This is a genomic window from Geodermatophilus sp. SYSU D01176 (assembly GCF_054050015.1).
The window spans coordinates 79,652-104,407 of the sequence record NZ_JBJGYN010000012.1 but is presented as its reverse complement, the minus strand read 5'-3'; the positions used below and the strand labels follow the sequence as shown (position 1 = coordinate 104,407).

Below are 24,756 nucleotides of genomic sequence, written 5' to 3'. Positions count from 1 at the left end.
GGCGCCGCGGCGTGGCAGCTGGCCGCGGCGCTGGGCCTGGCCGCGGCCGGCGGGCTGCACGTGGCCGCGGCGGTCGACCACCTCTCCTCCGGGGACCTGGCCGTCGGGTTCTTCCTGCTCACCGCCCTGGCCCAGGCCGGCCTGGCCGCCTGGCTGGTCCTCGGCGCCTGGGCCGGCACCCGCGCGAGCCGGCGGCTGGTGGCCATGGCACTGCTCGGCACGGTCGGGCTGCTGACCCTCTACGTCGTCGCGCACACCACCGGGCTGCTGGACTCCTTCGCGGTCCACGACGCCGCGCCGGCCGGCCACGAGCACGACGTCCCCGGCCGGGAGACCGTGGCGGTCGACCCGGTGACCGGCGTCGAGTTCGCCCAGGGCATGCCGCTGGGTTCCTCCGGGCCGGTGGCGATGGACGGGCTCATGGCGTCGTCCGGCGGGCACGGGCCCGAGGCGGTCGGCACCGCGGTGGTCGCCGCCGAGCTGCTGACCGTGGCCGCCCTGGCCGCCCTGCTGCCGGCGTCCTGGCGGGGTCGCGCGCTCGACGCCCTGCTGGTCCTGGGCGGGTCCGCGTGGGCGCTGTGGCTCACCGGCGTCCTCGGGTGAGGACCGCCCCTCGAACGGCCGCCGCGGTTCCCGGTGACCCCCGCACCGGGGACCGCGGCGGCGCCTCCCGGCACCGCGCCGTCCGTGCCGGCCTCACCCGCGGGGCGTGGCGCCGGCTGCGCGGCGCCGCCCTGTGGATCGCGGCCGGGGCGGCGCTGCTGATGGTGGCGGCGACGTCCGGCCTGCTCCCCCTGCAGCCGATGCGGGTCGACTCCGACAGCATGACGCCGACCGTCGCCCCGGGTGACCTGCTGCTCGTGCACCGCGGGCAGGGGCCGGTGCAGCGCGGCGACGTCGTCGCCGTGACCGACCCGCAGGGCGACGGGCTGCTGGTCAAGCGGGCCGTCGGCGTGGGCGGCGACGAGGTGGCCATCGAGGACGGCGTCCTGGTCGTCGACGGGACGCCGGTCTGCGAGCCGGCGATCGACCCGGCCCGGCTCGACGGCGTCTGGTTCGGCCCGGTCCCCGTGCCCGACGGTCACCTGTTCCTGCTCAGCGACTCCCGCGACGGGTCGGTCGACTCACGCGCCTTCGGGCCGGTGCCGGCCTCCTCGCTCGTCGGCACGGTGACCGCCCGGATGTGGCCCGACCCGGGCGCGCTGCCCTCCCCGTCGGCCGGCTGCTGAGGACCCGCTCCGACGCGCCGACCTGCGGGAACACCCGGTGGCGGGCCGGTGCTGCACCGGCCGTGGGAACCCCCGCCCTCTCCCCGTCCCCCGCCCTCTCGCCGTCCCCCGCCCGGCCCGTCTCCCCCGGCGACCTGTCCCGCCTGCTGCAGGTGCGCCAGGTCTATGCCGAGCCCGCCGCCCTCGCCTCACCCCGCGGGCAGCAGGTGCTGGCCCGCTTCGCCGGCGCCGAGGTGGTGGAGGTCCCCTCGCACTGGAAGATCCCCGACCTGCACGGGAACGAGGGGAACGTCGAGCGCTGGGTGCGGGTCAAGTCCGAGACGCTGGTGCTGGGCGTCAAGAAGTCGCTCACCGCCCGCCCCAACGGCCGCTCGGCGAACTGGATCGCCCCCTCGACGGCCAACGGCTGCGCGATGGCCTGCGCCTACTGCTACGTGCCGCGGCAGAAGGGCTACGCCAACCCGATCACCGTCTTCACCAACATCGAGCAGATCACCGGGTACCTGCGCCGCCACGTCGCGCGGCAGGGCCCCAAGACCGAGCCCGACCAGTGCGATCCCGCCGCCTGGGTCTACGACCTCGGCGAGAACAGCGACTGCTCGGTCGACGCGCTGGTCAGCGACAACGTCGCCGACCTCGTCGCGACCTTCGCCGAGCTGCCGACGGCGAAGGCCTCCTTCGCCACCAAGTACGTCAACCGGCAGCTGCTCGAGCTCGACCCGCGCGGCCGGACCCGCGTCCGCTTCTCGGTCATGCCCGAGGACGACGCCAAGGTGCTCGACATCCGCACCAGCCGGGTCGCCGAGCGGATCGCCGCGGTCGACGACTTCGTCGAGGCCGGCTACGAGGTGCACCTCAACCTCTCCCCCGTCGTGCTGCGCGAGGGGTGGGAGGCCGACTGGGCCGAGCTGCTCGACCGGCTGGACGACGAGCTCTCGCCGGCGGCCAAGGCGCAGGCGGCGGCCGAGGTCATCCTGCTGACCCACAACCGGGACCTGCACCAGGTCAACCTGGGCTGGCACCCGAAGGCCGAGGAGCTGCTCTGGCGGCCGGACCTGCAGCAGCCCAAGCGCAGCCAGAACGGCAGCTGGAACGTCCGCTACCGCAACGACGTCAAGCGTGCCGGGGTCACGCGGGTGCACGAGCTGGTCGCCGCCCACGCGCCGTGGCTGCGCATCCGCTACGCGTTCTGAGCCGCCGACCACATGTCGACATGTCGACATGTCGACGGCCCGTGCCGGGCCGCTGACGCAACGTGTGGTTTCCTGGAGGCCGGCCCAGCGGGAGGTGAGGGCGTGGCACTCGATCACGAGGTCGCCGTGACAGCGCCGTCCCTGCTGACCGCGCTGCCCGACACCGTGGTCGTCGCCGACGCCCGGGGCCGCATCACCTACGTCAACCCGCACGTACGGGTGCTCCTGGGGTACGAGCCGACCGCCGTGCTCGGCCAGCCCCTCGAGGTGCTCATGCCCGAGCGCTTCCGCCACGGGCACGGCACCGACTACTCCCGCTTCCTGGCCACCGGGCGCGGGGAGCTGGCGGGGCGCACCACCCAGCTGCCGGCGCTGCACGCCGACGGCCACGAGGTGACCGTCGACGTCACGCTGGCGATGGTGCCGCCGCCCGAGGGCGCCGGGCCGGAGCAGGCCGGGGTGGTCGCCGTCCTCCGCGACGCCAGCACCACGATCCTGCTCGAGCGGCAGCTGTTGGTCAGCCGCTACCTGACGGCCACGCTGCGGGTGACCGCGGCGCTCACCGAGGCGCCCGACGCCGACGTCGCCTTCCGCGATCTGCTGCCGACGCTGTGCACCGAGCTGGACTGGGACACCGCCACCCTCTGGGAGCCCGACGGGCACACCGGGCGGCTCGCCCACGCCGGCACCTGGACCGCACCGGGCGAGCGGCCCGGGGCGCTGCACGAGGCCTCCCGGCGGTACCGCTTCGCCCGCGGCGAGGGGCTGCCGGGGCGGACCTGGGCGCAGCGGACCCCGACGGTGATCGAGGACCTGTGGAGCGACCCGCGGTTCGTCCGCACCGAGGCCGCCCGCGCCGACGGCATCCGCACCGGTGTGGCCTTCCCCGTCGTCCGCGGGGACGAGCTGCTCGCCGTCTGCGAGCTGTTCTCCCGCGAGGAGCGGCCGGTGCCGGCCGAGCTGGTCGACGTGCTGGCCCACGCCGGCCGCCAGATCGGCCAGTTCCTCGGCCGGCTGCGCGCCGAGTCCGAGGTCCGCCAGCTCGCCGACACCCTGCAGCGCAGCCTGCTCCCCTCGCACCTGCCGGCCATCCGCGGCGTCGAGCTGGCCGCCCGCTACCGGCCCGGCGGCGGTGCCGGGCTGGTCGGCGGCGACACCTACGACGTCATGCCGCTGCACGACGGCCGCTGGATGGTGCTCATCGCCGACGTCTGCGGCACCGGCGCCGAGGCGGCCGCCGTCACCGCGCTGACCCGGCACACCGCCCGCGCGGCGGCCAGTCCCGCGATCGAGACCAGCGCCGGTCCGGCCGACGTGCTGCGCGCGGTGAACGCGGCGCTGCTGCGGGCGCAGACCGACGGGCCGCTGCGCTTCGTCACGGCCGTCTGCCTGGTCCTCTCCCCCGGTCCCGGCGGCGTGTGCGCGACCGTCGGCGTGGCCGGCCACCCGCTGCCGGTCCTCGCCTGCCCGGACGGGCCGCGGGAGGTCGGGGTGCCCGGCCGCCCGCTGGGCATCGCCCCCGACCTCGACGTCCCGGTGGTGGAGGTCGCGCTGCCCCCGGGGACGACGATGGTGCTCTACACCGACGGGGTGACCGAGGCCCGCGACGACACCGGTGCGCAGTTCGGCGAGGACGGGCTGCTGGAGGTGCTGCGGCGGGTGCGCGGCGGTGCCGAGGCCACGGTCGAGGCGATCACCGCCGCGGTCGAGGAGCGGCTGGACGCCTCCCGCTACGAGGCCGACGACCTCGCCGTCCTGGCCCTCGCCGTGCCGTACTGAGTGTGCCGCCGGGTGTCCCCGTCACCCTGTCTGGCCGGTGTCGGCGTGCGCGGCGCCCACCGGCTTGGACTCCGGTGAGCCGCGCTGCCGCAGGTAGACGGCGAAGATCGCCATCGAGCCGACGGCGAGCATCTCGGACTGCCAGTTCTGGAAGGACCGGTTCCAGAAGTCGGCCTCGCCGAGGTACCCCACCCAGCTGACCGGGTCCTGGCGCTGGCCGAGCTGCTCGGCGTTGTAGGCCGCCCAGCCGGCCACCGAGCTCGCCGCCCAGGTGAGCAGGAACAGCACCCCCATCAGCAGGCCGAGGGAGCGGGAGAACACCGCCGTCCGCCAGCCACCGGTGCGCGCCCAGGCCGGCGACTCCTCGGCGGCGTGCGCGCCGACCTGCTGCTCCCGGTCGGACTCCGTGCCCTCCTTGCCCGGCTCCTTGGACTCCGACGAGCCCCGCTGCACCAGCCAGACGGTGGCGAAGACGTAGAGGAAGAACTGCAGGTACTCCGACTGCCAGTTCTCCATGACGTCGACGCCGAAGGACGACGAGGTGACGTAGTCGAGGAAGGACACCGGGGGCAGCCCGTCGGCCACCTGCCGGGCGTTGAAGTCCGCCGTCCCGGCGACCGCCTGACCGGCGAGGGTGACGAGGAAGAGCCCGCCGAACACCAGGCTCAGCGCGTTGGCGCGGAGGAAGCCGTAGCGGGGCGCGGTCATCGGCCCGTCAGCCCCAGCGCCACGACGTAGGCGATCCCGAGCAGGATGACCGCCAGGTAGCCCAGGAAGACCCCGCGGACGCCCCTCACGGCCCCTCCACCTCGCAGTCGTAGGGCAGCTCGCCGCGCGGCTCGCAGGCCGCGGCGGTGACCCGCCAGCCGGCCGGGGTGTCGGTCAGGAACAGCGTGTCGCCGCTGAGCCGGACCTGCGCGTCGTTGCCCCAGACCTCCACCGCCTCGACCGCGCCCCCGGGCAGCGGGAGCCGGCCGATGACGTCGGGGCAGGGGGCCGACTCGTCGGACTCGAGGGTCTGCAGCGTCGACGGCGCGAGCAGCGCGCACCGGTCGCCGGGGGGTGCGGCGGGGTCCTCGAAGGCGCCGGCCACCCGGGCGACGTCGTCCTCCTCGAGGTCGGCACAACCCGTCAGCAGGGCCGTCACCGCGAGGCCCAGCCCGACCAGTCCTCGCCTCGTCGGGGTCGCCACGTGCGTCCTCCGTCCTCCCCCCTCGGCCTCCGGCAGTGCTCACCGGGACGACCGCCTACCCCCGCCCGCTCCGGCGGCAAACGGCCGTCACCCGAGCGGAGTAACGGGGAGTTGCCCCAGGGCTCGTCGGCTCGGTCGCCGTACCGTGGCGGCGTGGCACGGGTGGCGGTGGTGGGCGCCGGCCTCGGGGCCCTGGCGGCCGCCGCCCGGCTGGCCGCGCTCGGCCACGCGGTGACCGTGCTGGAGCAGGCGCCCCAGGTCGGCGGCAAGGTCGGCTGGTACGCCAGCGACGGGCACGGCTTCGACACCGGGCCGAGCCTGGTCACCCTCCCCCAGCTCTACCGGGACCTGTTCGCGGCCACCGGCGGGCCGCTCGAGGACGCCGTCGACCTGGTCCGCCTGGACCCCGCCGTCGTCTACCGCTTCGCCGACGGGACGCGGCTGGCCGTGCCCGGCGAGGCCACCGCTGTGCCCGGCGCGCTGGACGCGGCGCTCGGCCCGGGCACAGGCGCCCAGTGGGCGGCGCTCATGGGGCGGGCCGCGGAGATGTGGCGGGTCACCGAGCAGCCGTTCCTGCGCTCCCCGCTGGCCGGCGCGGCGACGCTGGCCCGGCTGGCCCGCAGCGGTTCCGACGTCGCGACGGTCGCCCCGTGGCGCACGCTGCGCGGCCTGGGGACGGCGTACCTGCGCGATCCGCGGCTGCGCACGCTGCTCGACCGCTACGCCACCTACTCCGGCTCCGACCCGCGGCGCGCCCCGGCGGTGCTCGCGACCGTGCCGTACGTCGAGCAGGCCTTCGGCTCCTGGTACGTGCGCGGCGGGCTGCGCCGGCTCGCCGAGGCGGTGGCCGGGCGGGCGGTCGAGCGGGGCGCCGTCGTCCGCACCGGGTGTCCCGTCGAGCGGGTGCTGGTGGAGGGGGGCCGGGCCGCCGGGGTGCGGCTCGCCGACGGCGAGGTGCGGCGGACCGACGTCGTGGTGTCCGGGGCGGACGCCGCGACGCTGTACGCCGACCTGCTGCCGGCCGCCCGCCCGACCCGGCGGGTCCGCCGCGACCTGGCCCGCAGCACGCCGTCCCTCTCGGGGTTCGTGCTGCTGCTGGCCCTGCGCGGGCGGACGCCGGGTCTGGCGCACCACACCGTCCTGTTCCCCGCCGACTACGACGCCGAGTTCGACGCGGTCTTCGGCGTGGGCCGGCACTGCGGGGCACCCCAGCCGGTGGCCGACCCGACGATCTACGTCAGCGCGCCCGACGACCCGGCCACCCGTCCCGACGACGACAGCGAGTCCTGGTTCGTGCTGGTCAACGCTCCCCGGCACGACCCCGTCGGCGGGGTGGACTGGAACGCCCCGGGGTTGGCCGACCGCTACGCGCAGCAGGTGCTCGACGTGATGGCCCGCCGGGGCCTGGACGTCCGCGACCGGGTGCGCTGGTGCGTCGTCCGGACGCCGGCCGACCTCGAGCGCGACACCCGCAGCGCCGGCGGCTCGATCTACGGGACGTCGAGCAACGGCGCCCGCGCGGCCTTCCTCCGCCCGGGCAACGCCGCGCCCGTGCCGGGGCTGTTCCTCGTCGGCGGCTCGTCACACCCCGGCGGCGGCCTGCCGCTGGTCGCCCTGTCCGCGGAGATCGTCGCCGGCCTCGTCGGCCCGGCCTGACCCTCCTCGCCGGGCTGCACCGCACCACCGGCGGTCAGGAAGGCGGTGGATCGGGCAAGGCCCGAGTCCTGCGGTGCTGTCGCCGCTCCTGCGGCGCTGCAGCCGCAGGCGCGCGCAGGAGACCGCGAGGACGGCGTCGGTCGGTGCCGGCGTGCGCAGGACGTGGGCCAGCGCGGCTCCCCTTCACGCGGGGCGGACGGCGGACACGGCGACCAGCGGCGTGCCGGGCGCGACGCGCCGCGGCGCGGCCGGCTCGAGCCCCGCCTCGGCGAGCTGGGCCACCAGGACGTCGGTGTCCGGGAGCTCCATGGCCCCCTCCTGCGCCCGGAGCAGCAGGTCGAAGTGGCGGCTGGTCAGCTGCGGCGTCACCGCGCTCGTGACGACCAGGAGGGTGCCGCCGCGCGCGAGCAGCTCGGCGAGGGAACGCAGCAGGGCGACCCGCTCCCCGACCGGCACGTAGTAGACGACGTTGGCGAGCAGCACGAGCTCGAACGGGTCCTCCGCGCCACCCGCCAGGTCCCGGACGTCGCCGCGGAGGACCCGCGCCCGCCCGGCCAGGCCCCGCTCGGCCAGGGTGCGCCGGGCCAGGTCGACCGCGTCGGCGTCGGCGTCGACCCCCACGCCCTCCGCGCCCGGCGCCGCCACCAGCGCCGTGGCGAGCTGCAGGCCGGCGCCACAGCCGACGTCGAGCACCCGCCGCGGGGCGACTGCGGCCACCGTCTCCCGGAGGACCTCGTCGACGAACGGCTCGAACGCCGTGGACACCCGGGCGATGACCCCGCCCTGCTCGACGACGTCCCGCCGTCGCGGGCCGCCGGCCAGCAGCGGCCCCAGCTCCCGGTACAGCTCGGTGTGGAACCCGGCGAACGCCTCGTGCGACGCCCGCACCAGGTCGTCGTCCACCACCGCGCGTCCCCGGGCGGTCAGCGGCCACCGCCCGCCGTCGTCCCGCACCAGGCCGGCCGCGGCGAGGACCCGGAGGAAGGCCGCCAGCAGGCCCTCCTCGGTCACGTCCAGCCGCCGGGCGAGGTCCGGCGTGGCCACCGCTCCCCCGGCCAGCGCGTCGAGCACGCCGGTGCGCAGCGCTGCCGCGCCGACGTTCAGCCGGACGGCGGCCTGCGCGTCGCGGGTCACCCGCAGCCGGGCACGCGCGTTCCCCGTCCGCAGGAGCGTGAGCAGGGTGCGCGCGAGAGACGGCCGGGCCACGGGTCCTCCTCGGAGTCGGCGGGTGCCCACTCTGGCGCACCGGCGGCTCCCGGGGGCCGCCCAGAGGCTCACCGTGAGCGTGCGAACGGTGAGGAGGACAGGGCGCTCCTTCAGCCGCGAGCGGCGCCGTAGCCGAGCAGCGCGGCCAGGCCGAGCGCGCTCCGGGGGGCGTACGCCGTCCGCCAGAGCCCGCCGTGCACCGCCGCGTGCGCCTCGTCCTGCCACGGGTGCTCGTGCGCCGGGCCGCCGCCGGTGTGCAGGTCGTGCACCAGCAGCGCGGCCATGAGCACGTTGGAGGTCGCCGGCTCGAACACCTCGACGCCGAACCGGTGCGCCCCCGCGTAGGCCGCCGCCAGGGCACGGTTCTTCACCACCGAGCGGGTGCGGGTGGGCGGGGCGACGTTCATCGACACCGTCGTCCCGGCGGCGCGGGCGACCGTCGCCCGCCACCGCTGCAGCCGCTTGGCCAGCGCGTAGTTCGGCCCCTGCTGGGGCACCAGGCTGTCGACGACGCCGGGGTCGCTCCCGGGCAGGTACGCCCGCTGCAGCAGCCGCCCGGCCGACAGCGTCCGCAGCGGCCGGCCCAGCAGCTTCGCCGCCCGCGAGCGCCGGGCGTAGGCGCGCACCGACTGCGCGACCGCGTCCGGCGGGACGGCGAAGACGTCGGTCGGCGTGGCGAGGAAGGCCAGCGCGACGTCGTCCCGGGCCGCGGCCACCCGGACGGTGAGCACGTCGACCGCCGTCGACACCCGGACGTTGGTGGCGCCGTCGGCGTACACGTAGTCGCCGAGCACCGGGCGCCCCGGCAGGTCGGTCACCCAGTCGGCGACGGCGGGTACCTCGGTGATCAGGTCGGCCCCCGCGCCGGCGTCACCGCCGACCGGGTACAGCAGCGTGCCGGCGCCGCGCCGGGCGGTGTCGAGCACCCGTTCCCAGAGCAGGGCACGCGGCAGGTCGACGCCCGCCACCCGCGCGCCCCAGCGCAGCAGCGCCGTCAGCGGGCCCATCTCCGCACCGGCGCCGAGCACGACGACGGTGCTGCCCGGGAGCGCCAGCCACTCCGGGTGCGCGGCGACGGTGCGCACCGCCTCGGCGGCCGAGGGCTCCACGATGCCGCCCTCGACCCAGGCGTCGAGCCGGCGCAGCAGCGCGTCGCCGCGCAGCCGCTCGCCGTGGAAGGGCAGCGACAGCTCCCGCTCGGGCTCGGCGGTGCCGGTGACCTCCGCCGTGGCGAGGGCCCGGCCGGCGGGCGCGGCCACCAGGTCGGTCAGGCCGGTCTCCGCGCCGTCCGGGCCGGCCACCCGCATCCGCCGGTGCAGGGCGCCCAGCCCCGCGTCGGCGATGGCGAGCGCCGCCTCCCGCGAGGTGAGCCCGGCCTCCACCAGCCGGCGGAAGTGCGGCAGGTACCCGGCCCGCCAGTTGGTCTCCCGCTCGGCGGCACCGGCGCCGGCCGGGTCGACCGGGCGCAGCGCGTCGGCGACCACGGACCGGCCGAGGGCCGCGGTGCTGCGCCGCCCGTCGGGACCGGCCGGGAAGACGACCCCGGCGTCGGTCACCGGTCGACCACCGAGGACCCGTCCACCGGCGCGCCGGCCTCCAGCCACCGCAGCAGGATGCGGGCGCCGAAGCCGGTGCCGCCCTTGACCACGTCGCCGTCGTCGGACCCGGCGCGGGCGGGCCCGGCGACGTCGAGGTGCGCCCACGGCAGGTCCCCGGCGAAGGGCCGCAGGAACAGCGCGGCGGTGGTGCCGCCGGGGTTGCCCGGCGCGTTGTTCGCGTCGGCGACCGTGCTCTCCAGCAGGTCGGCGTGCTCCTCGGCCAGCGGCATCCGCCACACCGGCTCGCCGGCGTGGCCGGCGGCGGTGCGCAGCGCGTCGGCCAGCCCGTCGGTGGTCGCGTACAGCCCCGCGGTGCGGGTACCGAGCGCGACCTTCATCGCCCCGGTCAGCGTGGCGACGTCGACCAGCACCGTGGCGCCCAGCTCCAGCCGCGCCCACGCCAGCCCGTCGGCGAGCACCATGCGGCCCTCGGCGTCGGTGTTGAGCACCTCGGTGGTCCGGCCGCCGACGTGCCGCACCACGTCGGCCGGGCGGTAGGACGAGCCCGAGACGGCGTTCTCCGCGGCCGGGACGACGGCGGTGACCGCGACCGGCAGCTCCAGCCGGGCCGCGGCGTCCACCACGGCGAGGACAGCGGCACCCCCGGCCATGTCGGTCTTCATCTCCCGCATGCCGGCGTTGGGCTTGATCGAGATGCCGCCGGTGTCGAAGGTGATGCCCTTGCCGACCAGCACGGGGTGCCCCCGGCGGGGACGCGGCGGCCGGTAGCTCGCCACCACGACCCGCGGCGGGGAGGCCGAGCCGCCGCCGACGGCGAGCACCCCCCCGAAGCCGCCGGCCCGCAGCTCCTCCGGGCCGAGCACGGTGACCGTCACGTGCCGCAGCCGGCCCAGCCGCTCGACGGCCCGGTCGGCCAGCCAGGCCGGGTCCTTGGTGTTGCTGGGGGTGTTGACCAGGTCGCGGGCCCAGGCGACCGCGCGGCCGGTGACCTCGCCCGCGCGCGCGGCGGAGGTGACCGCCGGGTCCGCGCCGTCGGCGGCGACCACCGCGACCGTCGCCAGCCGCGGCGGGTGGGGTGAGGAGGTCTCGCGGAAGCGGTACCCCGCCAGCAGCGCGGCCTCGACCGCGATGCGCACCTCCTCGGCGCCCGCCGGGGCGGCCGCGTCGTCCAGCGGCAGCACCAGGCGGCGCGCGCCGTGCTCGGCGAGGGTCTGCGCGCGGCGGACGGCGGTGGCCACGTAGCCGCGCAGGTCCGGCAGCGTCGCGTCGCCGACCCCGACGGCGACCACGCTGCGGGGGCGGCGGCCGGGCACCGGCAGGTTCGTGACGTTCCCCGGCCGGCCGGTGTTGCCGGTGTCGGCCAGCGCGCCGGCGAGCAGCCGGGCGTCGACCGGCGCACCCGGCGCGGTCAGCCACCCGGGCAGCGCGGCGCCGCTGCCGACCGGCACGGCGAGGACGTCGTCCTCACCGAGGTCGGGGAGCTCGGCGAGGACCTCGACCCGCGGCAACGGCGCGGCCCCGGTCGCCGGCGTGCTGCCGGCGGCCGGGGCCGTGTCGCCCTGCGCGGGGCTGCCCGGGGGCAGCTGCGCTGCGGTGTTCAGCTGGTCGCGCCCTTCAGTGCCTCGGAGAGGGCCGCGGCCTCGTCGGGCGACAGCTCGACGACGAGGCGGCCGCCGCCTTCGAGCGGCACGCGCATGACCAGGCCGCGCCCTTCCTTGGTGACCTCGAGGGGACCTTCACCCGTGCGCGGCTTCATGGCCGCCATGCGTGCCTCCTTCGTCGGCCGTGCGCGGCCCGTGGGCTGCGCACGGCGTCGTCGATGCTGTGAGCTCCACCGCCCATGATCCCGTATCCCCGGCGCAGGTCCAACCCGAGCCCCCGTTCAGGTGCCTGCGCGGAAGCAGGTGGCGACGTGGTCGTCGACCATCCCGGTGGCCTGCATCAGGGCGTAGGCGGTCGTCGGGCCGACGAAGACGAAGCCGCGGCGCTTGAGCTCGCGGGCCATCGCGGTCGACTCCGGGCTGGTCGCCGGGACGTCGGCGAGGGTGGCCGGGCGGGGCCGCGGGCCGGTGGGTGCGAAGGACCACAGCAGCGCGGAGAGCCCCTCCGGGACCTCCTGCGCGGCCCGGGCGTTGCCGATCGCGGCGGCGATCTTGGCGCGGTTCCGGACGATGCCGGCGTCGGCCAGCAGCCGCACCTCGTCGTCGGCACCGAACCCCGCCACCGCGTCGATCGAGAAGCCGGCGAACGCGGCCCGGAACGCCGCGCGCTTGCGCAGGATGGTGATCCAGGACAGCCCGGACTGGAACGCCTCCAGGCAGAGCCGCTCGAAGAGGGCGTCGTCCCCGTGCAGCGGCGTCCCCCACTCCTCGTCGTGGTAGGTGACGTACTCGGGCGCGCTGTTCCCCCAGTCGCAACGGATGCGCTCGTCCACGGCCGGGACGGTAGCCGCGGCCACCGACACTCAGGGGACGGCGACGTCCACGTCCCCCAGCTCCGACCGCTCGGGGCGCACCCGGCTGCGGCGGGTGGCCAGCACGCAGCCGACGACGATCACCGGCAGCCCGACGGCGAGGCCGAGGGTGAGGGGCTCGTCGAGCAGCAGCACGCCGAGCAGCACCGCCACCGCGGGGTTGAGGAAGGTGATGACCAGCGCGCGCTGCGGGCCGACCTCGCGGATCAGCGCGAAGAACAGCGCCAGCGCGACCGCGGTGCACACGACCCCGAGGACGAGCACGGCCAGCAGCGCGTCGCCGGGCGCCCGCGCCGCGTCGTCCAGCCGGGGGACGGCGAACGGCGCGTAGACCGCCGCCGTCACGGTGAGCGCGATCGCGCTGGCGGCCACCCCGGGCACGTCCGGCAGCGCGCGGCTGACGACGAGCGGGGCGGTGGCGTACCCGACGACGACCAGCCCGACCGCGAGCAGCGGCAGCGGCGCGATCCCCTCGACGTCGAGGCCGAGCAGCACCGCGATGCCGGCGACGCCCAGGGCCATGCCGAGCAGCCGCACGCGGCCCAGGCGTTCCTCCTCGCCGCTCAGCCGGCCGGCCAGCGCGGCGACGAACGGCACCCCGGCGACGAGCAGACCGGTGAGCGAGCTGGACAGCGTCTGCTCGGCGTAGGCCAGCAGCAGCCACGGGCCGGCCATCTCCAGCACGGTGAAGGCCAGCAGCGGGCGCCAGCGCCGCAGCGCGGGGCGCAGCTGCCCGCGGGCGACGGTCCACGGCAGCAGCAGCGCCGCGCCGAGCACGCACCGGCCGAAGACCACGACCACCGGCGGGAGGTCCTCGACGGCCACCTTGATGAGCAGGTACGGCACGCCCCAGATCAGGGACATCGCCAGGAACAGCACCCAGCCCCGTCGGCTCACCGCCGTCCCCCGCCGCACTGGCTCACCCCGCCATCCTGCACGGGCGTTTCCCGGCCCCGGCAGCGGGCACCGGTCGGCGGTGACCCCCGGACGACGCCTGGCGGCCTCGGGGCTGCTGCTCGGCGCCGGCCTCATGGGCTCGGTCGACGAGATCGTCTTCCACCAGCTCCTGGCCTGGCACTCCTTCTACGACCGCGCGAGCGGGACGGTGGGCCTGGTCTCCGACGGCCTGCTGCACGCGGCGACGCTCTCCGCGGTGGTCGCCGGGCTGGCGCTGCTGGCCGACCTGCGCCGCCGCGGTGCGTTCCCCGCCCTCCGGTGGTGGGCGTTCGTGCTGCTGGGCGCCGGGGCCTTCCAGCTGTGGGACGGCGTGGTCGACCACAAGCTGCTGCGGGTGCACCAGGTCCGCTACGGCGTCGACCTCACCGGCTACGACCTGGCCTGGAACGCCTCCGCCGTGCTGATGCTGGTCGCGGGCGCGGCGCTGCTGCTGCGCGCCCGCCGCCGTCCGGCCCGGTGAGCGCCCTGGTCGCCGCGCTGCTGGTCGCCGGCGCGCTGTACGTGGCGGCCGGGTGGCGCACACCCTGGCCGCTGCGGCGGACGGCGGCCTGGCTGGCCGGCCTGGCCGCGGCCGTTCCCGGCGTCGTCCTGACCGCCACCCACGGCGACCTGCGGGCGCACATGGCCGGGCACCTGCTGCTGGGCATGGTGGCGCCGCTGCTGCTGGTGCTGGCCGCCCCGGTCACGCTGGCGCTGCGGGCGCTCCCGGTCACGGCGGCCCGGCGGCTGGCCGGCCTGCTGCGGAGCGCGCCGCTGCGCTGGGCGACCGACCCGCTGGTCGCTGTCCCGGTCAACGCCGCCGGGCTGTGGCTGCTCTACGGCACCGGGCTGCACGCAGCGGCCGCCCACCGCCCGGCCCTGGGTGCGGCGGTGGCGCTGCACGTGCTGGTCAGCGGGTACCTCGCCACCGCCGCGGTGCTGGCCGTCGACCCGGCGCCGCACCGCCGCGGGGTCGGGGTGCGTGCCGCCGCGCTGGCCGCCGGGGCGGCCGCCCACGACGTCCTGGCGACGTGGCTCTACACCGCTCCCCCGCCCGGGATGGCGCACGCCGCGGAGGGCGCCCGGCTCATGTGGGACGGCGGCAGCGTCGTCACGCTGGTCGTCGCCGCGGTGCTGTGGCGCCGCTGGTACACCAGCCGGGACGCCGTCCGCGCCGCGGGAGCGCCCGCGGTGGCCGCCGCCGGGCCAGGCTGAGCGGGTGGACGCCGCCGACCGCCTCGCCGCCCTCGTCGACAGCCTCGCCGCCGAGCCCGACGTGACGCCGCCCGACCCCACCGCCCCGCGCCGGTTCGGCTCCCGGGCGCTCAAGGTCGACGGCGCGGCCTTCGCGATGGTGGTGCGCGGCGCGCTGGTGCTCACGCTGCCCGAGGACCGCGTCGCCGCGCTGCTGGCCGACGGGCGTGGCGCACCGTTCGGCGGCCGCGGCCGGCCCTACCGCGAGTGGGTCGCGCTGGCCGACGGTGAGCCGGCGACGGACCTGCCGCTGGCCCGCGAGGCACTGGCCTTCGTCCGAGCCCGGCGCGACGCGGTTCCCTGATCGGCCGGCACCGAGTGGCGGGTTGCCGTGGTCACCCGCCGCGGATGACCACGGCAGGTCACCACTCGGCGGCCGGCCCGGACCTCAGCGGATCGTGCGGCCGGTGTAGCGGCGGGCGAAGTCGGCGAAGCGCTTGAGCGAGAGGCGGACGCCGGCCACCGCGGCCGGCTTGACCAGCGGCCAGCCCAGCCGGCCGAGCGGCCCGAACGGCAGCCACAGCTGCTCGGTCCAGGTCACGAGGGAGCCCGCGCCCTGGGGGGTGACCTCGAAGGTGCCCGGCCCGCGCACGATCCGGCCGGTGTGCTGGACGACGGCGCGCCGGGGCGGGTCCCACTCGGTGATCACCATCGTGTCCAGCACGCCGCGGCGCCGTCCCCCGACGGGCAGCCCGGTGCGTGCCGCCATCCGCCCGCCGACCGCGTGCGGGTCGCCGCCGGTGACCTCGACGTCGGTCAGCAGCATCCACTCGCCCTGCCGGGTCCAGTCGGTGAGCGCCGCCCACACCTGCTGCGGCGGCGCGTCCACGACCACCGTCTCCACCAGTTCACGCATCGGGTCGTGCTCCGTTCCCGCCCGCCGGGGCGTCGTCCGCACCGGGCGCGCGCCCGGCCTCCTCCAGCCGGGCGCGCAGCGCCTCGACCTCCCCCTCGCGCTCCTCGAGCGCCCGGGCCAGCTGCTCGAGCAGCCAGTCGACCTCGGTCATCCGGTAACCCCGGACGGTCACCGACATGCGCACCCCGCGGACGTCGTCCGCGGTCACCGGCCGGTCCTCGGGCAGCTCCAGCGGCGAGCGGTCGGGGTCGGCCGGCGGCTGGGTCTCCCCGCGGCCGAGCAGCACCGAGCCGCCGAGGAACAGCAGCCCGCCGACCACCGCGACGGTGAGGACGAAGACGACCGCCTCGAGCACCCCGACCTCAGGCCCTCACGCGTCGCTCGGCGCGTCGTCGACCGGGAAGGCGCGCATCCCGCCGCCGTTGTCCCCGGCCTGCCGCGCCTTCTCGGCCTCCTGGACGATCCGCACGACCTCGTCGACGTCGTCGGTCACCGTGAACAGGTCCAGGTCGGTGTCCCTGATCGTGGCGGCGGGCACCATCGTCGTCCGCAGCCAGTCGACCAGCCCGGACCAGTACTCCGAGCCGAACAGCACCACCGGGAAGCGGGTCACCTTGCGTGTCTGCACCAGGGTGAGCGCCTCGAACAGCTCGTCGAGGGTGCCGAAGCCGCCGGGGAGGATGACGAAGGCCTGCGCGTACTTCACGAACATCGTCTTGCGCACGAAGAAGTAGCGGAACGCGATGCCGACGTCGACCCACTCGTTGAGCTCCTGCTCGAACGGCAGCTCGATGCCCAGGCCCACCGAGAGCCCCCCGGCCTCCGACGCGCCGCGGTTGGCCGCCTCCATCGCGCCCGGGCCGCCGCCGGTGATGACCGCGTATCCGGCGTCGGCCAGCGCCGCGCCGATCGCCACGCCGGCGGCGTAGTGCGGCGAGTCCTGCGGGGTGCGGGCGCTGCCGAAGACGCTCACCGCACGCGGCAGCTCGGCCAGCAGCCCGAAGCCCTCGACGAACTCGCTCTGGATGCGGAGCACCCGCCACGGGTCGGTGTGCACCCAGTCGGTGGGACCGCGGCGGTCGAGCAGCCGCTGGTCGGTCGTCGTCCCCTGGTCGCGGGGGTCCGGCTCGCCGCCGCGCAGCATCACCGGACCGCGGTGGCGGGTGGGCCGCGGCTTGCGGGCGTTGGCGGGCTCGGGGGTGGTCGTCATGCGCGCTCCTGGCTGGTGGGCGTCGACAGGTAGGCGACGAGTGCGTCCTCGGCCGGCTGCAGCCGGTCGACGAGGACGTGCTCCTCGCGGGTGTGGGCCAACTGGGGGTCGCCGGGCCCGTAGTTGACGGCGGGGATGCCGAAGGCGGCGAACCGGGCGACGTCGGTCCAGCCGAGCTTGGCCCGCGCCGGGCGGCCGACGGCCGCGACGAAGGCCGCGGCCGCGGGCTCGGACAGGCCCGGCAGCGCGCCCCCGGCGTTGTCGGTGACCGTCAGGGTGGCGCCCGCGGCGATCGCCTCGGCGAACACCTCGCGGACGTGCGCCTCGGCGGCGTCCTCGTCGCGGTCCGGCGCGTACCGGAAGTTGACCGTCAGCGCGGCCTCGTCCGGGATGACGTTGCCGGCCACGCCCCCGGAGATGCCGACGGCGTTGAGGCCCTCGCGGTAGCGGCAGCCGTCGATCTCCACCTCGCGGGGCCGGTACGCGGCCAGCGTGGCGAGCGCCCCCGCGAGTCCGTGGACGGCGTTGACGCCCAGCCAGCTCCGCGCGCTGTGCGCACGGCGGCCCGTGGTCTCCAGCCGGGCCCGCAGGGTGCCCTGGCAGCCGGCCTCGATCTCGCCGTCGGTGGGCTCGAGCAGGATCGCGAGGTCGCCGTACAGCCAGCCGCGGCGCTCGCGGGCGACCCGGCCGAGGCCGTTCTTGACCGCCTCGACCTCCTCGTTGTCGTAGAGGACGAACGTGAGGTCGTGCGCGGGCTCGGCCCCCGGGACGCCGAAGCGCCCGGCCAGCCGCAGCACCACCGCGTCGCCGGCCTTCATGTCGCTGGTGCCGCAGCCGTAGAGCCGGCCGGTGGCCTCGTCCAGCCGACTGGGGACGTTGTCGGCGATCGGCACGGTGTCGAGGTGGCCGGCGAGGACCACCCGGGTGGGCCGGCCCAGGTTGGTCCGGGCGAGGACGGCGTCGCCGACCCGCTCGACCTCGAGACCGCCGAGCGCCCGCAGCGCCGCCTCGACGGCGTCGGCCAGGGGGCCCTCGCTGCCCGACACCGACGGGGCGTCCACCAGCGCGCGGGTGAGCGTCAGGACGTCGGCGGCGGGGTCGATCGGGGGCAGGTCGGTCACGGCGTCCGAGCCTACGGGCGGCGTCGGGGCCGAGCCGCCGCAGCGCGCGGACACCCCCGGCCCGTCGCCCGCCGTTCACCGGAGCGGGGGACGGACCGCCAGGTGCGTCCCCCGGACGTCGACCCCTGCCCCGCCTGGTGGGCAGCGGCGGAGCGACGCGAGGGCGACACGGCGCCGGGCGCCCCGACCGAGTCGGCAGGCCGCCACCGGCGCTCGGTAGCGTCGTCCCCCGTGACCGCTCCTGCTCCGTCCTCCGCCGTCGCCGCCGGTCTGGCCACCATCACCCGTGCCGGGACGGTGCTCGACACCTGGTACCCCGAGCCGCGGCTGGGCGCGCCCGAGGGGGCGCCGGCCGGCACCACCCGGCTGGGGGCGCTCGAGATCTCCGGGGAGCTCGGCCCGGACTACGGCGGCCTGGTGCGCAGCGACGAGTCCCGCGGCGTCGAGGTGGTCGCCGTCCGCACGGTCATCGCGGACCTGTCCGCACCGCCGGCCGACACCCACGACGTCTGGCTGCGGCTGCACCTGCTCTCGCACCGCCTGGTGACGCCGCGCAGCATCAACATGGACGGCGTCTTCGGCCTGCTCACCAACGTCGCCTGGACCAGCGCCGGCCCGGTCGAGGCCGCGTCGTTCAACCCGCACCGGCTGCGCGCCGCGCACGGGCAGGTCACCGTCTACGGCGTCGACAAGTTCCCGCGGATGGTCGACTACGTGATCCCCTCCGGCGTCCGCGTGGCCGACGGCGACCGCGTGCGGCTGGGCGCGCACCTCGCCGAGGGGACCACGGTCATGCACGAGGGCTTCGTGAACTTCAACGCCGGCACCCTGGGGCCGTCGATGGTCGAGGGCCGGATCAGCGCCGGCGTCGTCGTCGGCGCGGACAGCGACATCGGCGGCGGCGCGTCGATCATGGGCACCCTCTCCGGCGGCGGGAAACAGGTCGTCTCGGTCGGCTCGGGCTGCCTGCTGGGCGCCAACGCCGGCATCGGCATCTCGCTGGGCGACGACTGCGTCGTCGAGGCCGGCTGCTACGTGACCGCCGGATCGCGGGTGACCCTGCCCGACGGCTCGGTGGTCAAGGCCGCCGAGCTCTCCGGCCGCGACGGGCTGCTGTTCCGCCGCAACTCGGTCTCCGGGGCGCTCGAGGCGCTGCCCCGCACCGGCACCTGGGGCGAGCTCAACGCCCAACTGCACGCCAACACCTGAGAGGACCACCCTTTCCCCACCGCTCGGCCCCCTCCCGAGTCCCGCCGCGTGGGTAGGAGGACCCCCTCCTCCCCTCCAGAGGGCCGAGCGCGCTCAGGCGTCCCCCGGCACGGCTGCCGGGACGTCGAGGTGCTCCAGCAGGGCGACGACGAACTCCTGCGGCCGCTCGACGTGCGGGGAGTGCCCGACATCCGGCAGCACGACCTCCCGGTAGGTCCCGCCGCCAGCGGCGTAGCGGTCCAGGACGGCGCGGGTCTGGGCGACCATCGGCTGCGGTGGGCAGACGTCGGCGCCCGGCCAGCCCGGCACCGCGCCCAGCGCGCCCAGGTGCGCCAGGTCGAACATCGACGCGTCGGAGACGATGGGGTCGGCGTCCCCGCGGATCCACAGGATCGGCGGCTTGCCCGGCAGGTCGGTGATCCGGGAGAGGTCGAACACCGTCGGTGCCACCGTGTTGAGCACTCCCCGCTCCCCCGGCGCCACGCCCGGCCAGGTGACCGAGGTGGCGGCGTCCCCCGGGTAGTTGTCCTCGCCGGTGCGGGTGGAGAGCATCGAGGCGACGAACACGTCCTCCAGCTGCGGGTCGATGGGCAGCGACCCGGGCGCCACGTAGAAGGCGCGCAGGATCGACCGCGGGCTGGTCGGGCGGTCGGCCGTGGTGTCGCCGGCGGCGATCGCGGCCACGAACTCCGGGTTGGCCGCGCCCGCCCCGGAGCCCGCGCCGTCCTCCGACAGCAGCCGCCCCTCCGGCCCGGTGGTCCCGCCGAAACCGTATGGGGAGATCGGCGCGACCAGCGCCACCGACGCGACCCGCTCGGGCCGGTCGAGCAGGTACTGCAGCACCACGCCGGCACCCATGCTCCAGCCGACCAGGTGCACCCGGTCGAGGCCGAGGGCCTCGACGAGCGCGGCGACGTCGTCCGCCCAGTCCCGCACCCCGCGCCGCGCGTCGATCGGCAGCGGGTCGGTGTCGCCGTAGCCCCGCAGATCGACCGCGAGCGGTCGCACCCGACCGGTCTCTGCCAGGGCGAGCACGGGTTGCTGCCAGAACAGCGCCGAGCTGACGTTGCCGTGCACGAAGAGCACGGCCTCCCCGGGCCCGGCCGGGTGGACGCCCTCGGGGTGCAGCACATTCTGGGTCAGCCGGGCGGTGGGCACCCGGGTCGCGGTGGTGCCGGGCAGCAGCGTGTCGCTCATGCGGTCTCCTCGCAGGTGGCTGGGCGGGACACCGTAGCGACGGACACCTCCCCGCGGCAGCACCGAGTTGCCAGGAACCGCACATACAGTCGCCGGCGATGAGCAGCACACGCGGCGCGACGGCGCGACGGACGCCGACCGCCCGACGGCCGCCGGCGCGCCGCCCGACCACCCGACGCCGGCCCGCCGCCAAGCGCGGGAGCCAGGGGGCGCCGGCGGGGACGTGGCGCTCCTGGCTGCCGCTGGGGCTGGTCGGGCTCGTGGTCCTGGGGGTGGTCGCGCTGGTGCGCAGCATCGAGGGTCCGGAGCCGGTGGTCCTCACCGGGTCCTGCACCGTGGCCGGCACCGACCTGACGCTGACCGCCGAGCAGGCCTCCTCTGCTGCGACGATCGCCGCGGTCGGCCGCGCCCGCGGCCTGCCGGAGCGGGCCGTCGTCATCGCCCTGGCGACGGCGCAGCAGGAGTCGACGATGCGCAACCTCGACTACGGCGACCGCGACTCCCTGGGCCTGTTCCAGCAGCGCCCCTCGCAGGGCTGGGGCACCCCCGAGCAGGTCCGGGACCCGGTCTACTCGGCGGGGAAGTTCTACGACGGCCTCGTCCGGGTCCGGAACTGGGAGTCCCTGCGGCTGACCGACGCCGCCCAGCGCGTGCAGCGCAGCGGCTTCCCGGAGGCCTACCAGAAGCACGAGCCCCTGGCCCAGCAGCTCACCGCGGCGTTCTCAGCGCCGGAGCCGGGCCGGCTGACCTGCCGCTACGAGGCCCCGGTCCGCGGTGGGCGCCTGAGCGCGCGGGTCACCGCCGCCGCAGCGGTCGTGGAGGCCGAGCTGGGCGCGACGACCACCGAGCGCTTCGGCGCGGTCGAGGTCGACCCGGCGGCCGGCTGGCCGACGGCGACCTGGGCGGTCGCGCACGCCGAGCGGTTGGGGCTGCGGTCGGTGTCCTTCGCCGGGTCGCAGTGGACCCCCGGCGGCGGGTGGGCGCCCTCGGACGCCGGTGACGGCGCGGTGCGCCTGGAACTGGCCCGCTGACCCCGGCGTCCGCTCAGCCGGCCAGGCGCTCCACGGCGGCGTCCACCCGCTCGTCGGTGGCGGTGAGCGCCATGCGCACGTGCCGCCCGCCGGCCGGGCCGTAGAACGAGCCCGGGGCGGCGACGATGCCGCTGTCGGCCAGCCAGTCGATCGTCGTCCAGCAGTCCTCGTCGCGGGTGACCCACAGGTACAGCCCGGCCTCGGAGTGGTCGATGCGGGCACCGGCGGCCCGGACGGCGGCGGCCAGCCGGTCGCGGCGGGCGCGGTAGCGCTCACGCTGCTCGTCGACGTGCGCGTCGTCGGCCAGCGCGGCGGCCATGGCGGCCTGCACCGGCGTGGGCACCAGCAGGCCCAGGTGCCGGCGCACCTCCCACACCTGGCGGACCAGCGCCGGGTCGCCCGACAGCAGTCCGCCCCGGTAGCCGGCCGCGGTGGACTGCTTGGACAGCGAGTGCACCGCGAGCAGCCCGGTGTGGTCCTCGCCGGCGATCTGCGGGTGCAGCAGCGACCGCGGCTCGACGTCCCAGCCCAGGGTGACGTAGCACTCGTCAGCGACCACCGGCACGCCGTGCGCCCGGCCCCACGCAACCCAGGCGCGCAGCTCGTCGTCGGTCAGCACCCGGCCGTGCGGGTTGCCCGGGGAGTTCAGCCACACCAGGACCACACCGGCGGCGTCGTCCGGCGGCGTGTCGGTCCGCCGCACGCCGAGACCGGCCAGCACCGCGCCGACCTCGTAGGTCGGGTAGGCGACCTCGGGGATGAGCACCGTGCCGGCGCCGCGGAGGCCCAGCATGGTGGGCAGCAGCGCGACGAGCTCCTTGGAGCCGACGGTGGGGACCACCGAGGGGACGGCGCCCAGCGGGTCGGTCAGCCGCACGCCGAGCCGGCGCTGCAGCCAGCCGGCCGCGGCGCTGCGCAGCTCGGGCGTGCCCAGCGCCGTCGGGTAGCCGGGCGCGTTGCCCGCGGCGGCCAGGGCGCCGGCCAGCACCTCGGGGGTGTCGTCGACCGGCGTCCCGATGGAGAGGTCGACGACCCCGCCGGGGTGGCGGGCCGCCTTGGCCCGCGCGCCGGCGAGGGAGTCCCAGGGGAAGTCCGGCAGCCGGCCGGCCGCCGTCCCCGTGGCCGTGGTCGTCAGTGCCCTTCGCCCTGCGGCGGGAGGGCGGCCACCAGCGGGTGGTCCTTGCCGATCTTGCCGGTCTTGGCCGCGCCACCGGGGCTGCCCAGGTCGGAGAAGAACTCCACGTTGGCGTTGTAGAAGTCCTTCCACTTGTCCGGGACGTCGTCCTCGTAGTAGATGGCCTCCACGGGGCAGACCGGCTCGCAGGCACCGCAGTCGACGCACTCGTCCGGGTGGATGTAGAGCATCCGGTCGCCCTCGTAGATGCAGTCCACCGGGCACTCGTCGATGCACGCCTTGTCGAGGACGTCGACGCAGGCCTGGGTGATGACGTAGGTCACAGTGGTTCCCTCCCGGGGACGTGCGGGGCTGCTCCGCCGGCTCTGCGGCCGGTCGTACCGACCTTGAGTATGGCCCGTGCGGCTCCCGTGAAACGGAACGGGTGGCCCGGTGGCCCCCACCGGGTGGTGCCCGTCCCGGCCACGCAGGATCGCAGGCGTGGGACAGCGCCGGTCACCCCTGGACGTCGCAGGCCTCGAGCTCCTGGCCGCGCGCGGCTGGCGCGGCACGGAGGAGGGCGCGCTCGGCGACTGGCTGCTGCGGGCCGGGGGCGGCTTCACCGGTCGCGCCAACTCGGCGCTCGTCGTGGGCGACGCCGGCCGGCCGTTGCCGGAGGCGGTGGACGGCGTCACCAGCTGGTACGCCGACCGCGACCTGCGGCCCTGCGCCGTGCTGCCCGGCCGCCAGGCCCGTGACGCCGACGCCGCCCTCGCCGCGGCCGGCTGGGAGCGGGACGAGGACGTGCTGGTCCTGACCGCCCCGGTGACGCTGGCCGCGGCCGACGGCGTCCCCGTCGCCCTCTCCCCCGAGCCGGACGACGCCTGGCTGGCCGGCTACCGGTACCGCGGCCGGCCGCTGCCACCGTCCGCCCGGGCGGTGCTCACCAACGCCGAGGACGTCGTCTTCGCCTCCGTGCGCCGCGACCCGCCGCTGGCTCCGCCGGCCGCCGTGGCCCGGGGGGTGGTCACCGACGGGTGGCTCGGGGTCGCCGCCGTCACCGTCGAGGAGCGGTACCGCCGGCAGGGCCTCGCGACCGCTGTCATGGCCGCGGTGCAGCGCTGGGGCGCCGAGCGCGGCGCGCGGTGGCTCTACCGGCAGGTGGCCGCCTCCAACGCCCCGGCGCGGGCGCTCTACCGGGCGGCGGGCCTCATCGAGCACCACCGCTACCACCACCGGTACGCACCGGTCTGACGCCGTCCCGCGGCGCGGCGAGCACCTTGCCGACGGCGAAGGCCGCGGCCACCACGCCGGCGATCAGGAAGGCCAGGGACAGGAGGCCGAGGACGCCGCTGCCGACCAGCAGCAGGTCGCCCTCCGGCCGGCGCAGGCTCGCCCCCACCGCCACGACGAGCCACACCAGCGCCGGCAGCACGGCCGCCGGCCGTGAGCCGGTCAGCCGCGCGGCCAGGGCGACCAGCAGCAGGTTGCCGGCGACGGCGGCCGCCACCGACACCGGCAGGGGGACGCCGAACACCCGCAGCGGCAGCCAGAACACCTCGACCAGCGCCAGCCACGCCGCCAGCACGGTGACCAGCAGGGCCGCCGACAGCTGCCGGATCACGCGTCCAGGCCGGCGAACAGGTCGTCCTCCCAGCCGTCGGCCGTGCCGCGCTCCCCCTTCACCAGCCGGTAGTACTCGGTGCCGAGGACCTCCTGGCCCAGGTTGTTCGACAGGGCGAAGAAGGGGCCGTCGACGGTGATCTGGGTGGCGTGCGCGCGCATCGCGGCGTCCTTGCGGCCGGCGTGCGCCCGCCCGTCGACGGCCGCGGCGACCAGCTCGTCGGGGACGACGAACGGCACGTCGTCCACCTCGCCCAGCGAGTCGAACGGCGAGGCCTCCCCCAGCGCGGCCATGGCCTCGATGCCCTGGTGCATCACCGAGCGCGGCACGCAGCACCAGTAGACCTTGGCCACCTCCCACGCCGCGCCGAGCTCCGGGCGGTAGGCGGGGTCCGCGGCGGCGGCCACGGCGCCCATCGCGACCCGGTGCGCCTGGATGTGGTCGGGGTGGCCGTAGCCGCCGTGCTCGTCGTAGGTGACCAGCACCTGCGGCCGGACCTCCCGGACGACGGCGACCGCGTGCGCCACCGCCTCGGCGAGGTCGGCGTTCCAGAAGGCGCGGGGCTTGGCGTTGGCCGGCGTCCCCATCATCCCGGAGTCCCGGTAGCGGCCCGGGCCGCCGAGGAAGCGCCAGTCGGTGACGCCGAGCGCCTCCATCGCCGCCCGCAGCTCGCCGATCCGGTAGCCGCCCAGCTGGTCGGCGTGCTCGGGGGCCAGGAGGGCGAGCTCGGGGACGAGGACCTCGCCCTCCTCACCCAGCGTGCAGGTGAGCAGGGTGACCTGGGCCCCCTCGGCGACGTAGCGGGCCATCGTGGCGCCGTTGTTGATCGTCTCGTCGTCGGGGTGGGCGTGCACCAGGAGCAGGCGGCGGGAGGGAGTCACGGGAGGATTCTCCCCGGACTCCCTCGACGGGCCGCG

The 24,756-nt window shown here is 76.7% G+C and carries 28 protein-coding genes; 11 read left to right on the top strand and 17 right to left on the bottom strand.

All coding sequences use genetic code 11. The annotated features are described in order from the left end of the window. From ACI78Z_RS09375 to ACI78Z_RS09360, 4 genes are all read left to right on the top strand, one after another. Nucleotides 1-603, top strand: a 603-nt coding sequence (locus ACI78Z_RS09375) for a hypothetical protein (RefSeq protein ID WP_457036254.1), incomplete at its 5' end; no start/stop codon positions are given. Further along, entirely contained in the window at nt 600-1,229 is a 630-nt protein-coding gene (lepB, locus tag ACI78Z_RS09370; RefSeq protein WP_457036253.1) for a signal peptidase I, read from the top strand. The genes ACI78Z_RS09375 and lepB, both read left to right, overlap by 4 nt. Before the next feature lie 62 nt (nt 1,230-1,291). Then, nucleotides 1,292-2,422 (top strand): spore photoproduct lyase family protein, encoded by a 1,131-nt coding sequence (locus ACI78Z_RS09365; RefSeq protein ID WP_457036252.1) that lies wholly within the window; start codon nt 1,292-1,294, stop codon nt 2,420-2,422. Between the two features lie 102 nt (nt 2,423-2,524). After that, nucleotides 2,525-4,201, top strand: a complete 1,677-nt coding sequence (locus ACI78Z_RS09360) for a SpoIIE family protein phosphatase (RefSeq protein ID WP_457036251.1) — start codon at nt 2,525-2,527, stop codon at nt 4,199-4,201. 21 nt (nt 4,202-4,222) lie between these two features. Here the strand turns inward: ACI78Z_RS09360 and ACI78Z_RS09355 are convergent, their stop codons facing one another. After that, a complete protein-coding gene (locus ACI78Z_RS09355; protein ID WP_457036250.1) occupies nt 4,223-4,909 on the bottom strand; it encodes a DUF6766 family protein in 687 nt (228 codons plus the stop codon). A gap of 85 nt (nt 4,910-4,994) precedes the next feature. Next, nucleotides 4,995-5,393 (bottom strand): hypothetical protein, encoded by a 399-nt coding sequence (locus tag ACI78Z_RS09350; protein ID WP_457036249.1) that lies wholly within the window; start codon nt 5,391-5,393, stop codon nt 4,995-4,997. A 153-nt stretch (nt 5,394-5,546) separates the two neighbouring features. Here ACI78Z_RS09350 and ACI78Z_RS09345 point away from each other — a divergent pair, with 153 nt between their 5' ends. After that, complete coding sequence (locus tag ACI78Z_RS09345) at nt 5,547-7,049, top strand: phytoene desaturase family protein (RefSeq protein WP_457036248.1); 1,503 nt, start codon at nt 5,547-5,549, stop codon at nt 7,047-7,049. A 183-nt stretch (nt 7,050-7,232) separates the two neighbouring features. Here ACI78Z_RS09345 and ACI78Z_RS09340 read toward each other — a convergent pair whose 3' ends face one another. The 6 genes from ACI78Z_RS09340 to ACI78Z_RS09315 all read right to left on the bottom strand — a co-directional run bounded on the left by ACI78Z_RS09340 (nt 7,233) and on the right by ACI78Z_RS09315 (nt 13,184). Next, nucleotides 7,233-8,183 carry a methyltransferase domain-containing protein gene (locus ACI78Z_RS09340; protein ID WP_457036258.1) on the bottom strand — a complete coding sequence of 317 codons (951 nt, stop codon included), beginning with the start codon at nt 8,181-8,183 and terminating at the stop codon, nt 7,233-7,235. Nucleotides 8,184-8,365: 182 nt separating this feature from the next. After that, nucleotides 8,366-9,811 carry a hypothetical protein gene (locus ACI78Z_RS09335; RefSeq protein ID WP_457036247.1) on the bottom strand — a complete coding sequence of 482 codons (1,446 nt, stop codon included), beginning with the start codon at nt 9,809-9,811 and terminating at the stop codon, nt 8,366-8,368. Further along, entirely contained in the window at nt 9,808-11,322 is a 1,515-nt protein-coding gene (locus ACI78Z_RS09330) for a leucyl aminopeptidase family protein (RefSeq protein WP_457036246.1), read from the bottom strand. Before ACI78Z_RS09330 ends, ACI78Z_RS09335 begins: the two co-directional genes overlap by 4 nt. A gap of 89 nt (nt 11,323-11,411) precedes the next feature. Then, complete coding sequence (locus ACI78Z_RS09325) at nt 11,412-11,579, bottom strand: DUF3117 domain-containing protein (protein ID WP_012947303.1); 168 nt, start codon at nt 11,577-11,579, stop codon at nt 11,412-11,414. 117 nt (nt 11,580-11,696) lie between these two features. Continuing rightward, the gene (locus ACI78Z_RS09320; RefSeq protein WP_457036245.1) at nt 11,697-12,248 is read right to left on the bottom strand and encodes a DNA-3-methyladenine glycosylase I; all 552 of its coding nucleotides are present in this window, start codon (nt 12,246-12,248) and stop codon (nt 11,697-11,699) included. 30 nt (nt 12,249-12,278) lie between these two features. Continuing rightward, entirely contained in the window at nt 12,279-13,184 is a 906-nt protein-coding gene (locus ACI78Z_RS09315) for a DMT family transporter (protein WP_457036244.1), read from the bottom strand. A gap of 79 nt (nt 13,185-13,263) precedes the next feature. Between ACI78Z_RS09315 and ACI78Z_RS09310 the strand changes: the two genes are divergently transcribed. The 3 genes from ACI78Z_RS09310 to ACI78Z_RS09300 are packed head-to-tail and all read left to right on the top strand — an operon-like array spanning nt 13,264 to nt 14,781. Next, entirely contained in the window at nt 13,264-13,704 is a 441-nt protein-coding gene (locus ACI78Z_RS09310) for a DUF2243 domain-containing protein (protein WP_457036243.1), read from the top strand. Further along, nucleotides 13,701-14,438, top strand: a complete 738-nt coding sequence (locus ACI78Z_RS09305) for a cytochrome c oxidase assembly protein (protein ID WP_457036242.1) — start codon at nt 13,701-13,703, stop codon at nt 14,436-14,438. Before ACI78Z_RS09310 ends, ACI78Z_RS09305 begins: the two co-directional genes overlap by 4 nt. 4 nt (nt 14,439-14,442) lie before the next feature. Then, nucleotides 14,443-14,781: a hypothetical protein gene (locus ACI78Z_RS09300; protein ID WP_457036241.1), complete on the top strand. Its 339-nt coding sequence runs from the start codon at nt 14,443-14,445 to the stop codon at nt 14,779-14,781. 84 nt (nt 14,782-14,865) lie between these two features. Here the strand turns inward: ACI78Z_RS09300 and ACI78Z_RS09295 are convergent, their stop codons facing one another. The 4 genes from ACI78Z_RS09295 to dapE are packed head-to-tail and all read right to left on the bottom strand — an operon-like array spanning nt 14,866 to nt 17,664. Further along, complete coding sequence (locus ACI78Z_RS09295) at nt 14,866-15,333, bottom strand: CoxG family protein (protein WP_457036240.1); 468 nt, start codon at nt 15,331-15,333, stop codon at nt 14,866-14,868. Next, the gene (locus tag ACI78Z_RS09290) at nt 15,326-15,688 is read right to left on the bottom strand and encodes a DivIVA domain-containing protein (protein WP_457036239.1); all 363 of its coding nucleotides are present in this window, start codon (nt 15,686-15,688) and stop codon (nt 15,326-15,328) included. The genes ACI78Z_RS09295 and ACI78Z_RS09290 overlap by 8 nt, the downstream gene beginning before the upstream one ends. A 15-nt stretch (nt 15,689-15,703) precedes the next feature. Continuing rightward, entirely contained in the window at nt 15,704-16,543 is an 840-nt protein-coding gene (locus tag ACI78Z_RS09285) for an LOG family protein (protein ID WP_457036238.1), read from the bottom strand. Next, nucleotides 16,540-17,664, bottom strand: a complete 1,125-nt coding sequence (dapE, locus tag ACI78Z_RS09280) for a succinyl-diaminopimelate desuccinylase (protein WP_457036237.1) — start codon at nt 17,662-17,664, stop codon at nt 16,540-16,542. Before dapE ends, ACI78Z_RS09285 begins: the two co-directional genes overlap by 4 nt. Nucleotides 17,665-17,895: 231 nt before the next feature. Between dapE and dapD the strand changes: the two genes are divergently transcribed. Then, a complete protein-coding gene (gene dapD, locus ACI78Z_RS09275) occupies nt 17,896-18,873 on the top strand; it encodes a 2,3,4,5-tetrahydropyridine-2,6-dicarboxylate N-succinyltransferase (RefSeq protein ID WP_457036236.1) in 978 nt (325 codons plus the stop codon). Nucleotides 18,874-18,966: 93 nt separating this feature from the next. Here dapD and ACI78Z_RS09270 read toward each other — a convergent pair whose 3' ends face one another. Beyond that, nucleotides 18,967-20,070, bottom strand: a complete 1,104-nt coding sequence (locus ACI78Z_RS09270; RefSeq protein ID WP_457036235.1) for an alpha/beta fold hydrolase — start codon at nt 20,068-20,070, stop codon at nt 18,967-18,969. 98 nt (nt 20,071-20,168) lie between these two features. On the opposite strand from ACI78Z_RS09270, the gene ACI78Z_RS09265 reads away from it, so the two are divergent. Beyond that, the gene (locus tag ACI78Z_RS09265) at nt 20,169-21,101 is read left to right on the top strand and encodes a hypothetical protein (RefSeq protein WP_457036234.1); all 933 of its coding nucleotides are present in this window, start codon (nt 20,169-20,171) and stop codon (nt 21,099-21,101) included. Between the two features lie 13 nt (nt 21,102-21,114). On the opposite strand, the gene dapC is transcribed toward ACI78Z_RS09265, so the two are convergent. After that, entirely contained in the window at nt 21,115-22,200 is a 1,086-nt protein-coding gene (dapC, locus tag ACI78Z_RS09260; protein ID WP_457036257.1) for a succinyldiaminopimelate transaminase, read from the bottom strand. Between the two features lie 32 nt (nt 22,201-22,232). Continuing rightward, nucleotides 22,233-22,559 carry a ferredoxin gene (gene fdxA / locus ACI78Z_RS09255; protein ID WP_012947287.1) on the bottom strand — a complete coding sequence of 109 codons (327 nt, stop codon included), beginning with the start codon at nt 22,557-22,559 and terminating at the stop codon, nt 22,233-22,235. Between the two features lie 157 nt (nt 22,560-22,716). Here fdxA and ACI78Z_RS09250 point away from each other — a divergent pair, with 157 nt between their 5' ends. Beyond that, complete coding sequence (locus ACI78Z_RS09250) at nt 22,717-23,469, top strand: GNAT family N-acetyltransferase (protein ID WP_457036233.1); 753 nt, start codon at nt 22,717-22,719, stop codon at nt 23,467-23,469. Here the strand turns inward: ACI78Z_RS09250 and ACI78Z_RS09245 are convergent. Both ACI78Z_RS09245 and mshB read right to left on the bottom strand, forming a co-directional pair. Beyond that, nucleotides 23,426-23,839: a hypothetical protein gene (locus ACI78Z_RS09245; RefSeq protein WP_457036232.1), complete on the bottom strand. Its 414-nt coding sequence runs from the start codon at nt 23,837-23,839 to the stop codon at nt 23,426-23,428. The genes ACI78Z_RS09250 and ACI78Z_RS09245 overlap by 44 nt on opposite strands. After that, entirely contained in the window at nt 23,836-24,720 is an 885-nt protein-coding gene (gene mshB / locus ACI78Z_RS09240) for an N-acetyl-1-D-myo-inositol-2-amino-2-deoxy-alpha-D-glucopyranoside deacetylase (RefSeq protein WP_457036231.1), read from the bottom strand. The genes ACI78Z_RS09245 and mshB overlap by 4 nt, the downstream gene beginning before the upstream one ends. Between the last annotated feature and the right edge of the window lie 36 nt (nt 24,721-24,756).

Bases quoted from the DNA above. Each gene is read 5' to 3' on its own strand.
- ACI78Z_RS09285 (WP_457036238.1), bottom strand. From the start codon at position 16,543: ATGACGACCACCCCCGAGCCCGCCAACGCCCGCAAGCCGCGGCCCACC.
- ACI78Z_RS09270 (WP_457036235.1), bottom strand. From the start codon at position 20,070: ATGAGCGACACGCTGCTGCCCGGCACCACCGCGACCCGGGTGCCCACC.
- ACI78Z_RS09265 (WP_457036234.1), top strand. From the start codon at position 20,169: ATGAGCAGCACACGCGGCGCGACGGCGCGACGGACGCCGACCGCCCGA.
- ACI78Z_RS09295 (WP_457036240.1), bottom strand. From the start codon at position 15,333: ATGCGTGAACTGGTGGAGACGGTGGTCGTGGACGCGCCGCCGCAGCAG.
- ACI78Z_RS09325 (WP_012947303.1), bottom strand. From the start codon at position 11,579: ATGGCGGCCATGAAGCCGCGCACGGGTGAAGGTCCCCTCGAGGTCACC.
- ACI78Z_RS09355 (WP_457036250.1), bottom strand. From the start codon at position 4,909: ATGACCGCGCCCCGCTACGGCTTCCTCCGCGCCAACGCGCTGAGCCTG.